The sequence below is a fragment of the Spirillospora sp. NPDC052242 genome (genome assembly GCF_040679555.1).
In the GTDB taxonomy this organism is placed as follows: domain Bacteria; phylum Actinomycetota; class Actinomycetes; order Streptosporangiales; family Streptosporangiaceae; genus Spirillospora.
The window spans coordinates 46,590-56,892 of the sequence record NZ_JBFAUZ010000061.1 but is presented as its reverse complement, the minus strand read 5'-3'; the positions used below and the strand labels follow the sequence as shown (position 1 = coordinate 56,892).

The 10,303-nt window shown below is 73.7% G+C and carries 10 protein-coding genes and 1 riboswitch; of the genes, 9 read left to right on the top strand and 1 reads right to left on the bottom strand.

Annotated features, from left to right (window positions below):
- The first annotated feature begins 212 nt into the window (after positions 1-212).
- On the top strand, positions 213-584 hold the full coding sequence (locus tag AB0L25_RS35820) for a hypothetical protein (RefSeq protein ID WP_500177434.1): 372 nt from the start codon (positions 213-215) through the stop codon (positions 582-584).
- Here the strand turns inward: AB0L25_RS35820 and AB0L25_RS35815 are convergent.
- Positions 581-2,107: an MFS transporter gene (locus tag AB0L25_RS35815; protein WP_500177432.1), complete on the bottom strand. Its 1,527-nt coding sequence runs from the start codon at positions 2,105-2,107 to the stop codon at positions 581-583. The genes AB0L25_RS35820 and AB0L25_RS35815 overlap by 4 nt on opposite strands.
- Before the next feature lie 79 nt (positions 2,108-2,186).
- Between AB0L25_RS35815 and AB0L25_RS35810 the strand changes: the two genes are divergently transcribed.
- From AB0L25_RS35810 to AB0L25_RS35775, 8 genes are all read left to right on the top strand, one after another.
- Positions 2,187-2,912 carry a TetR/AcrR family transcriptional regulator C-terminal domain-containing protein gene (locus AB0L25_RS35810; protein ID WP_500177430.1) on the top strand — a complete coding sequence of 242 codons (726 nt, stop codon included), beginning with the start codon at positions 2,187-2,189 and terminating at the stop codon, positions 2,910-2,912.
- Between the two features lie 249 nt (positions 2,913-3,161).
- Positions 3,162-4,190: an ABC transporter ATP-binding protein gene (locus AB0L25_RS35805; RefSeq protein ID WP_500177428.1), complete on the top strand. Its 1,029-nt coding sequence runs from the start codon at positions 3,162-3,164 to the stop codon at positions 4,188-4,190.
- Positions 4,191-4,674: 484 nt separating this feature from the next.
- Positions 4,675-4,791: riboswitch (cobalamin riboswitch) on the bottom strand.
- 287 nt (positions 4,792-5,078) lie between these two features.
- Positions 5,079-5,696 (top strand): hypothetical protein, encoded by a 618-nt coding sequence (locus tag AB0L25_RS35800; protein WP_500177426.1) that lies wholly within the window; start codon positions 5,079-5,081, stop codon positions 5,694-5,696.
- 193 nt (positions 5,697-5,889) lie between these two features.
- Positions 5,890-6,540 carry a metal ABC transporter ATP-binding protein gene (locus AB0L25_RS35795; protein WP_500177424.1) on the top strand — a complete coding sequence of 217 codons (651 nt, stop codon included), beginning with the start codon at positions 5,890-5,892 and terminating at the stop codon, positions 6,538-6,540.
- A gap of 42 nt (positions 6,541-6,582) precedes the next feature.
- On the top strand, positions 6,583-6,894 hold the full coding sequence (locus tag AB0L25_RS35790) for a metal ABC transporter permease (RefSeq protein ID WP_500177422.1): 312 nt from the start codon (positions 6,583-6,585) through the stop codon (positions 6,892-6,894).
- Positions 6,895-7,088: 194 nt separating this feature from the next.
- Positions 7,089-8,402 (top strand): PepSY-associated TM helix domain-containing protein, encoded by a 1,314-nt coding sequence (locus AB0L25_RS35785; RefSeq protein ID WP_500177420.1) that lies wholly within the window; start codon positions 7,089-7,091, stop codon positions 8,400-8,402.
- 65 nt (positions 8,403-8,467) lie between these two features.
- Positions 8,468-8,980, top strand: a complete 513-nt coding sequence (locus AB0L25_RS35780; protein WP_500177418.1) for a copper chaperone PCu(A)C — start codon at positions 8,468-8,470, stop codon at positions 8,978-8,980.
- Between the two features lie 2 nt (positions 8,981-8,982).
- Positions 8,983-10,164, top strand: coding sequence for a Dyp-type peroxidase (locus AB0L25_RS35775; RefSeq protein WP_500177416.1), 1,182 nt, complete (start codon positions 8,983-8,985; stop codon positions 10,162-10,164).
- Positions 10,165-10,303 lie beyond the last annotated feature (139 nt).

Below are 10,303 nucleotides of genomic sequence, written 5' to 3'. Positions count from 1 at the left end.
GCCGGCGGCGTCGACGGCGGCGCGGAACCGCCGCAGGTCGATGCACCCGTCGCCGAGCATGCCGCGCCCGGTCAGCACGCCCTCGGGCAGCGGGGCCGCCGGTGAGACCGCCCGCGCCACCGCACCGTGTTGAGGACGTGGAAGGTGAACGAGACGTTGCCCGAGGTCTCAGTGGTCGTGGGAAGCACCGGCACCACTCGCAGGGAGGTTCGATGACCGCACGACCGTTCACACTCGTCGCCTGCCAGGCAGGTCCCTGCCGTCCGCTTCCTCCGGACCGGGACGTGCTGCCGCGACTCGCCGCCGCCGTGCGGCGCTGCCCCCACGGCGTCCTCGTCCGGACCGGCTGCCTGCTGCGGGCACCGCGCTGCCGGTCGGAGGCCGCGCACGACAGCGGGTGCTACCTGGTGGTGCAGCCCTGCGGCACCGATCGACGGCCGCGCGGCGCGGCCATGCCCATCGGCCCGATCCTCACCCGCGAGGACGCCGATGCCGTGGCGGCCTGGCTCACCGGCGGCGACCTCGCCGCCCGCCGGCTCCCGCCACGGCTTCGTCCCATGGACGACCGCGCCCGCCCGCGCTAGCCGGCGGCGGCGGTTCCGGGCCGCTCGGGTTCGGCGGCGCGCCGATGCTCGGGGATGATCAGGCAGAACAGGGCGCCCGCCGCGAGGAGGCACGCCGCCGCCAGCAGGCCGGCGTTGAATCCGGCGCTCGCCGCCGCGACCGATGACGGGTCGGCGCCGCGGCCGGTGACGGTCGTGGCGAGCGTCCCGAGCACGGCGAGACCGAAGGCGCCGCCCACGAGCCGGAAGCTGTTGAGCAGCCCGGACACCATGCCCGCGTCCTCGGCGGGGACGCCGGTCGTGGCGGCCGAACCCATCGCGACGAAGCTCGCGCCGATCCCGACGCTCGCGACGAGCGACGGCCCGAGGACGTCCGACCAGAACGTGCCGCCGGGACCGCCGAGCCCGAACCACGCCATCCCGGCCGCCCCGACCAACCCTCCCCCGACGAGGATGACGCGGGGGCCGACGCGGGCGAGCGTCCGGGTCGCGACGAGCATTCCCGCCACCGAGCCCAGGCAGAACGGCAGGAAGGCCAGGCCGGTGCTCAGCGCGTCGTAGCCGAGCACCCGCTGCATGTGCAGCGAGACGAAGTAGAAGCTCGCGAGCTGGCCCGCCGTGATGAGGAAGCCGAACACGTTCGCGCCGAGCACCGCGCGGTGCGCGAACAGCCCGAGCCTGACGAGCGGGTCGGCGGCCCGCCGTTCCGCCAGGACGAACGCGGCGAGCACCGCGAGCCCGGCGGCGAGGGCGCCGAGGGTGAGCGGCGCCGTCCAGCCCTCCGCGTCGGCGACCGAGACGCCGAGGACCAGCAGGCTCATGCCGGACGTGGCGAGGACGGCGCCGAGGACGTCCGGGCGGACGTCGCGGCGGGCCCGGTCGCCGGGCAGCCGTGCGGCCGCGAGCAGGCCGAACGCGGCGATGGGCACGTTCACCAGCAGCACCGCCCGCCAGCCGAGCGTCTCGGTGAGCACGCCGGAGGCCACCACGCCGACCGCGCCGCCCGCCACGGTCGCCGCCGCCCACAGCCCGAGCGCCCGCGCCCGGGCCGGCCCCTCGGGGAAGTGCGCGGTCACCAGCGCGAGCGCGACCGGGGACGCGGCGGCCGCGCCCAGGCCCTGCAGCGCCCGCGCCGCCACCAGCGGCCCTCCGCCGGTCGCGAGCCCACCGGCCACGCTGGCCAGCGCGAACACCACGAGTCCGGCGGCCAGGACGCGGCGGCGGCCGAGCAGGTCGCCCGTCCGTCCGCCCGCCAGGAGGAAACCGCCGTTGACGATAACGTAGGCGACGACGACCCAGTTCAGGGTGCTCGCGGAGAGCCGGAGATCGTTCTGGACCGCCGGAAGCGCGACGTTGACGAGCGACAGGTCCAGCGAGACGAGGAACTGGACCGTGACGACGCAGGCGAGGATCCAGCCCGCGCGCCGCACCGCGCCGGGCCCCAGATCACCGTCCGGCCGTTCCCCCTTCGAGGGCGACGCCACGCCCGACGCCGCTTTCGCCTGCTCCGAGCCGTCGGGTTCGCGTGCGGGACCGGGAGTCATGACGCCTCCGTCCGGATTTGTTCGCTGTACAAAAGGTTGCCTAACCTACCTTCGGGTGGGGGCATTGGGAAGAGGAGCGATGAGCCCTTCGGAAACGGGACGGGACGTCCCGCGGCGCCGGGCGGGCGGGACGCGCGGCCCCCGCAGCGCCCGCGACCAGCGGCCGCTGACCGCGGCGGAGATCGTCGAGGCGGGCGTGGCACTGACGGCCGAACGCGGCCTCTCCGGATGGTCGCTGCGCGACCTGGCCACCGCCCTCGACTGCTGGCCCACCGCGATCACCCACCATGTCGGAGACCGCGGGGCGGTGGAGATCGCCGTGGTCGACGCAATCCTGCGCCGGGCGCCGCTGCCCGACCCCGGCCTCGGCTGGCGCCCGTGGTTCCACACGCTGCTGACGTCCATGCGGCCGGTGCTGCTCGCCCACCCGGGGGTCGCACGCTGGCTCGGCGTCGCCGCCCCGATCGTCCCGGCCGCCACGACCATCATCGAGGAGGGCGTCGGCCGGCTCGCCGCCGCCGGCTTCGGTGACGAGGCCCCGGCCGCCTACGTGACCCTGCTGAACGCGGCAGTCCACCTGATCGCCTCCGAAGACGAGCGCGACGCCGCGCCGAAGCTGCGCGCCGCCATCGCCCGCCGTCTCGCCGAACTCCGCGACGACCCGTCCCGTCCGGGGGCGGCGGCCCTCGCGACCGTGCTCACCGACGGCTGGGAACGCGAACAGATCTTCGCCTACATGGTCGACCGGGCGCTGGACGGCGTCGAGGCCCGGCTCACCGCGGTACTCGGGGACGCTCCGGCGTGAGGTAACGGACGAGCATCGCGACCAGTTCGCCCTCGAACCGGTCCGGCGTTCTCGAGACGCTCCGGCAGCGGCCCGCCGTCCAGCAGCCGCTGCCGGGTCTCGACCGCCCGCCGCTGACCCGCTCCCTGCGTCTCTGCCTACCGACGACCTTCACCCCCCGCGGCTCGGTCTGCCCGGCCACCTCGGCAGAGATAATGATTATCGTTACTGTACAGCAGGCCGGGTGACGGGTTCTTGGAGAGAGGCGGGGTGAGCGTTCTGTGGGTGTCGCCTCGCCGCGCCCCGGCGACGAGGAGGTCCGGCGCCGTGCAGGCGCTGTTCCGCAACGCGCTCGCCGAACCGGGGGTCACCGGGGTGTCCAGCGGCGCCGCCGTGGGCGCGGTGCTGGCCCTGGTCACCGGCGCGGCCGGCTGGGTGCTCCCGGCGGCCGCGTTCGGCGGGGCCATGATCACCTTGGCCCTGGTGCACGGGATCGCCGCGTTCAGCCGGTCCGGTTCGATGAGCACCCTGCTGCTGACCGGGATCACGTTCAACGCGCTGCTCGGCGCCGTGGTGTCCGCCCTGGTGGCCAACGCGCCGGACGAGCGCACCGTGCGTGGCCGGCCCGGCGCCGTCGTCGGCCTGGTGGGGCCGAACGGCGCCGGGAAGTCGACCCTGCTGCGCACGCTGGCCGGGCTCGTCCGCCCCGGCGCGGGCCGGGTCGAACTGGACGGCCGCGCCGTGCGCGCGTACCCGGTGCGGGAGTTCGCGACCCGCGTCGCGCATGTGCCGCAGAGCACCCGCACGACGTTCGCCCTCACGGTCCGCGAAGTGGTCCTCATGGGACGTCATCCCCACATCGGCCGGCTGCGCGCGGAGAGCCCGGCCGATCACGCCGCCGCAGCCGAGGCCATGGAGACGGCCGGGATCGCGCATCTCGCGGACTGGGCCGTGCCCACGCTGTCGGGCGGCAAACGCCAGCTGGTGTACGTGGCGAAGGCGCTGACCCAGCGCACCGATGTGCTGCTCGCCGACGAACCCGTCGCCGCCCTCGATCTGCGCCACCAGCTCACCGTTCTCAACCTGCTGCGGGCGCGCGCGCAGAGCGGAGCCGCGGTCGCGGTCGTCCTCCACGACCTGACCCAGGCCGCGCGGTTCTGCGACGAGCTGGCGCTCTTGAACGGGGGGCGCATCGCCGCCCGCGGGGACGCCCGCGCGGGTCCTCACCCCCGGAGGCGCTGGCCGACGCCTACGGCGTCCGGGCCGCGGTCCGGCACGACGAGCTCACCGGCACGGTGACGGTCACCGCCCTGCCCCCCTGCTGAGGGAGAACCATGCGTCCGAACATCACCCGGCCCTGCTGACCATCACGGCGCTCACCGGCTGCGGCACGGAGTGGCCAGCCAGCTCAGCATGATCTCGGCGGGGTCGGGTCCGGCGGGCACGTCGATCGCGCATTCTTGCTGGAGCCGGTGGTGAGCGGGGACGCCCAGCCGCCCCCGACCGCGTTGGGGTCGGCGGCGAGCAGCACGTGGCGATGGGTGGTCTACGCCGAACGGCAGAGCCAGCTTCCCAGGTTCAGGGTCGGCATGGCGGCGGCGCGCACCGCGCGCGCCACTCTGCGGCCTGGGCCTTGTAGGTTCCGGGCGTCGGCGGCCACTCCCCCACGGGCACCGGCCGGCGATCGGGCAGGAAGGCCGGGGCACGTCGGTGTTGAGCGCCGGGTCGAGGGCCAGGGCCAGCTCGAAGAGCCCCGGCCGCGCCGCCGAGCCGGTCACCAGTCAGGGTTGCCGGGACGCCATCGACCAGGCACACTCCCAGGCCCGGCGGCCCAGTGATCTCGTGCCTCGCCAGTCCCCTCACCGCTGCGCGACAGGTCCGGATTCGCACCGGATTCCCTCACATACGTGAGCTCAACCCGGCACAAGTCATGGCCGACAGCGCCAATCGGGTCCGGGAATCGGGACCTCCGGTCATCGCCGGCGCCGCTGCCGAGACGATGCATCGAGAAGATCCCGGGCGATGTACTACGACCTGTAGTACATTCGGGTCCGCGAGGACACGACGCGCACGGCTGTCGCCGATGCGGGGGGTGAGAACGTGTTCTGAACACACCTCGCTCCCCATCGGGCGCAGCCTGCCCGAACCGTTTCTGTCCGTCCGTGATTGTGGGAGTATCCGAGCGACATGGGTCCGTGGTCGGTGGTGCGATGGGTGCGCGCGGCGAGCTTCGCCGCCTCGTGCGCCGGGCTCGCCGCGCTCGGGCACCTGTTCGGCGGCGGCTCCCTGGACCCGGCCGCGACGCTGGCCGGCTTTCTGATCATTCTGGTGCCCGCGCTGGCGCTGACCGGCCGGGAGCGCACGCGTGCCTCCATCCTGCCCGCCACCGCCTTGTCGCAGGTCGTGCTGCACTTTCTGCTGACGGCGGCCCACGGGACGCACGGGACGGCGCCCGCCGCTCCGGCCGCGCCCATGGGCGGCGGCGCGGGCATGGAGGGGATGGACCACGGCGGTGCCCCGGGCCTGACGATGCTGCTGATGCACGCGGTGAGCGTGCTCGTGACGTCCGCCTGGCTCGAATGGGGCGAGGCGCGGCTGTGCGCCATGGTCCGGCAACTGGCCGGCTGGGTTCTGCGGCCCCTGGTCTTCCTGATGTACCTGGCGGCCGGGCAGTCGCCTGCCGGGCCTCGCCCGAGCGTCCGCGCGCGGGCCGACGAGCGCGAGCCCGTCCAGGCCGTCCTGCGGTACGCCGTGGTACGGCGCGGTCCTCCCGGGGCGTGGAGCGTCCCGGGGACGGCCGCCTGATCGGTGATTCGATCCTGATCCTTCCGATGCGGCGCTCCCGGGGCGAAGCACGCCGCCGGGCCGCCGCGGTGCACGTCGCCGCGCCGCCCGGACGTCCTTCACACCTCGTCCGGGAGCCATCGATGATCAGTACTTCCAGACGCGCCATGCTCGGCGCGTACCTTCCCCTGCCCGGATCCGCCGTTCTCCGCACGTGAGCGGGGAGCTGCCGGGCGCCCTGGCCCTGCGGCTCCACTCGGTCTGCTGCCGGTACGGCCGGTCGCGCGCGGTCGACGCCGTCGACCTGCGCGTCGAGCCGGGCGAGCGCGTCGCTCTCACCGGGACCGACGGGTCCGGTAAGAGCACGCTGCTGCGCGCCGTCCTCGGGTTGCACCGCGACGTCAGCGGTGACATCGAGGTCGGCGGCCGGATCGCGCGCCGCGCGGCCGACTGGGCCGTGCGGCGCCGCCAGGTCGCGTGGATCCCGCAGCGGCGCACGGCGGGCCGCTTTCCGCTGCTGGTCGGTGAACTGCTGGCCAGTGGCGGGGACGTTGCCGCGTCCCGCCGCGCCGCCGCGGATCTCGGGCTGGCGGGGCTGCTGGATCGGCCGTTGTCGAGCCTGTCGGGCGGGCAGTTGCAGCGCGCCTACCTCGCCCGTGCCCTGGGGCAGGTGAGCGCGGGGGCGGGTGTGCTGCTGGCCGACGAGCCCACGGCCGCGCTCGACGTCGCCGGGCAGGAGCAGGTCGCGACGCTGCTGGGCGCCGTCCCCGTGACCGTTGTGGTGGCCACGCACGATCGCGCCGTGGTGCGTGCGTGCGACCGGGTCACGGAGATGGCGGCGGGCCGACTGCGGGAGCTGCGTTGAGTTCGCCGGCAGAGGTGCAGTCCCTGCTGGGGCTGCACCTCGGTGCGGCTCGCGTTCGCGGCGCTGCTGCACGACCGGGAACCGGCGTTGTGCTCCGGCGTGTCAGTGGGGCCGCTCACCGTCGTGCTGCTGGTGGACGCCCTCACACTCCTGCCCGTACTCGCCGCTCGGCAGCTCGGACGTTCCCTGACGTCGATGGCCGGGTGGGCGATCGGGTGCGGACTCGCCTTCGACCTGGGCGGGTTCGCGCTCGCCCTGCTCTTCGACCTGCCGCCGGGCCCGGTCCTGGTCTTGTTCGGCGGTGCTCTGACCTTGCTGATCCATCTCGTACCGAAAGCGAGAACCCGACCATGACTCCACCGAGCATGGCCTCCCGACGCGCCCACGGCCTCATTCGGTCGATGCCGCCCAACGTCCGTGCGCTCACCGCCGCGCCGGCCGGCTGATCTCAACGGACAACGGAGCCGACATTGTCCCTGCTAAGCCCTGTTTCCGCCCCGCCCGAACCCGCACGGGCGACCCCGTCCGCTAAAGGCGGGCTCCAGGCGTTGGCGTTGCGCCTGCACTTCTACGCGGGCGTGCTCATCGCGCCCTTCTTGCTCGTGGCCGCTGGCACGGGCCTGCTGTACGCGGGCTCGTGGCAGGCCGAGAAGATCATTTACGCCGATCGGTTGCAGGTGCCGTCCGCGGGTGAGCGGCTGCCGGTCGAGCGGCAGGTGCGGATCGCCGAGGCGGCCCGCCCCGACGCGTCCGTCCTCGGCGTCCGTCCCTCGGTGGAGGACGGCCAGACGACCCGGGTCCTCATGGACGCCGCCGGCCTGGGCACCTCGGAGAAGCTCGCCGTTTACGTCGATCCCTACCGCGGGACGGTGAAGGGCGAGCTGATCGTCTACGGCTCGTCCGAAGCCCTGCCGGTTCGGGCATGGCTGTCCCAGACTCACCGCCATCTGCACCTGGGCGATCCCGGGCGGTTGTACAGCGAGATGGCCGCGTCCTGGCTGTGGGTCGTCGTGCTCGGCGGCCTGGTCCTGTGGTTCTCGCGGCGGCACAAGCGGCGCCGCGAGCCGGCCGTCCCCGACCTGAACGCCCGGGGGCGGCGCCGGACACTGTCGCTGCACGGCACGGTCGGACTGTGGGCGGCCGCGGGCCTGCTGTTCCTGTCCGCCACCGGCCTGACCTGGTCGCAGCACGCCGGAGCACGCGTCGACGTGCTGCAGACCAAGCTCAACGGCGTCACCCCGACCCTGGCGGGGACGGCGGCCACCGGCCACCACGGTTCCGGCGGCGCGGGCCACGGCCACGACCACGGCGCGTCCGCGCACCGGGCCGAGGTCGACCGGGTTCTGGCGGCGGCGGACCTGGACGGCCCGGTCGAGGTCACCTACCCCAAGGCGGCCGACGAGGCGTTCGTGGTGCAGCAGGTCGACCGGTCGTGGCCGCTGCGGCAGGACTCCAAGGCGATCGACCCGGCCTCCGCGCAGGTCGTCGACACGCTTCGGTTCGCCGACCACCCGTTCCCCGCCAAGCTGACCGCCATCGGGATCTCCGCCCACATGGGCTCGCTGTTCGGCCTGGTCAACCAGCTCGTTCTGGTCGCGCTGGCGTCTGGGCTCATCACGCTGATCGTGCTGGGCTACCGAATGTGGTGGCGGCGCGGACGGCACGGCTTCGGCCGTCCGATTCCGCGCGGCGCCTGGCGCAGCGCGCCGCCGTGGCTGCCGGTTCTGCTCGGTGCGCTCGCACTGGGCTCCGCGTGGCTCGTCCCGCTGTTCGGCTACACCCTCGTCGCCTTCCTCGTACTCGACGCCCTCATCGGTGCAGTGATCCGGCACCGAAGCCGCACACGGTCGGCGGCGTCCTGACCCCACGCCCACCAAAGGCACCGCCGGCGAGGCAGTGCCATCGACTCTCACGAAGGAACGCACCCATGAAAATGCGCATGCTCGTCCCCGTCCTCGGCGTCCTGACCCTGCCGCTGTCGGCCTGCGGCGGTGAGGGCGACCCGGCGAGCCCGGCCGCCGCGACCACCGCGGCCCAGGCCCCCAAGGCGGCACTGACCATCACCGATCCCTGGGTCAAGACCGTCGATGAGGGCATGACCGCGGCGTTCGGCACCATCACCAACGCCACCGGCGCCGACGTCACGATCGTGTCGGCCGCGACCCCGGCCTCGCCCAAGGTCGAACTGCACGAGGTCGTCGGCGCGGGAGGCGAGATGAAGATGCGGGCCAAGCAAGGCGGCTTCGTCGTCCCCGCGAAGGGCGAGCTCGAGCTCAAGCCCGGTGGTTACCACATCATGCTGATGGGCGTCACCGCACCGATCGAACCCGGGCAGAAGGTCGCGTTCACCCTCACCCTCGCCGACAAGTCCACGGTCGAGTTCTCCGCGCTCGCCAAGGAGTTCAACGGCGGCAACGAGTCCTACGAGCCGGGGCACTGACGATGGGCCGCGACCTCACCCGGCGCGGCCTGCTCGTCGGAGGCGCGGTGGCGGCGGGCTCCACGCTCGCCGCCACCGGCGGCTACCTCGCCGCCCCCGGCCCGGACGAGCGGCCCCGCAACCCCGCGGCACCGGCCGCCGAGCCCTTCCACGGCCCCCATCAGGCCGGGATCGCCACCGATCCGCAGACCCACGCCGCCTTCCTCGGCCTGGACCTGCGGCCCGGCACCGACCGCGAAGCCCTCGGCCGCCTCATGCGCATCCTCACCGACGACGCCCGCCGCCTCACCCGAGGCGAAGCGGGCCTGGCCGACGCCCAGCCCGAACTCGCCGGCATCCCCGCCCGCCTCACCGTCACCTTCGGATTCGGGCCCGGCCTGTTCACCGCCGTCGATCTGGAACGCCTCCGGCCGCCCATCGAGCTGCCCGCGTTCCGCATCGACCGGTTGCAGGACCGCTGGAGCGGCGGCGACCTGCTCGTCCAGCTCTGCGCCGACGACGCCGTCACGCTCGCCCACGCCCTGCGCCTGATCGCCAAGGACGCCCGCGCCTTCGCGACCGTCCGCTGGACGCAGCGCGGCTTCCGGCGCCCGCCCACCTCCCAGCCCGCAGGCCAGACGCAGCGCAACCTCATGGGCCAGCTCGACGGCACCGTCCAGCCCACCGACCTCGACAAGGCCGTCTGGATCACCGACGGACCCGAATGGCTGCGCGGGGGCACGCTCATGGTCCTGCGCCGCATTCACATGAAGCTGGAAAAATGGGACGAAGCCGATGAGGCGGCCAAGGAGTTCTCCATCGGCCGCCGCCTCGCGGACGGCGCCCCGCTCACCGGCCGCCGCGAACACGACGAACCCGACTTCGAGGCCAAGGACCGCATCGGATTCTCCGTCATCCACGACGCCGCCCACATCCGCCGCGCCCACGTCCCCGATCCCGCCCTGCGCATGCTCCGCCGGAGTTACAACTACGACGAGAGCATCAGTTCGGGCGGCGTCACCGACACCGGGTTGCTGTTCGTCTCCTACCAGGCCGACATCGCACGCCAGTTCGTCCCCGTCCAGCAACGGCTCGCCGACGCCGATCTCCTCAACTCATGGACCACGCCCATCGGCTCCGCCGTCTTCGCCCTCCCGCCCGGTTGCACGTCCAACGGCTGGATCGGCGACACCCTCCTGGACTGACGCGCGATGTCGTCACGCACGTCGCGAGGGCCGATCAGCGCTGCAGTTGGGGTGTGCGCGAGCAGCACGGTGACCGGCCGCGCGCATCCGGGCCACGGCGCCCAGGAGTACCGCCGTGCAGGGTCGGGGCCGAAACATT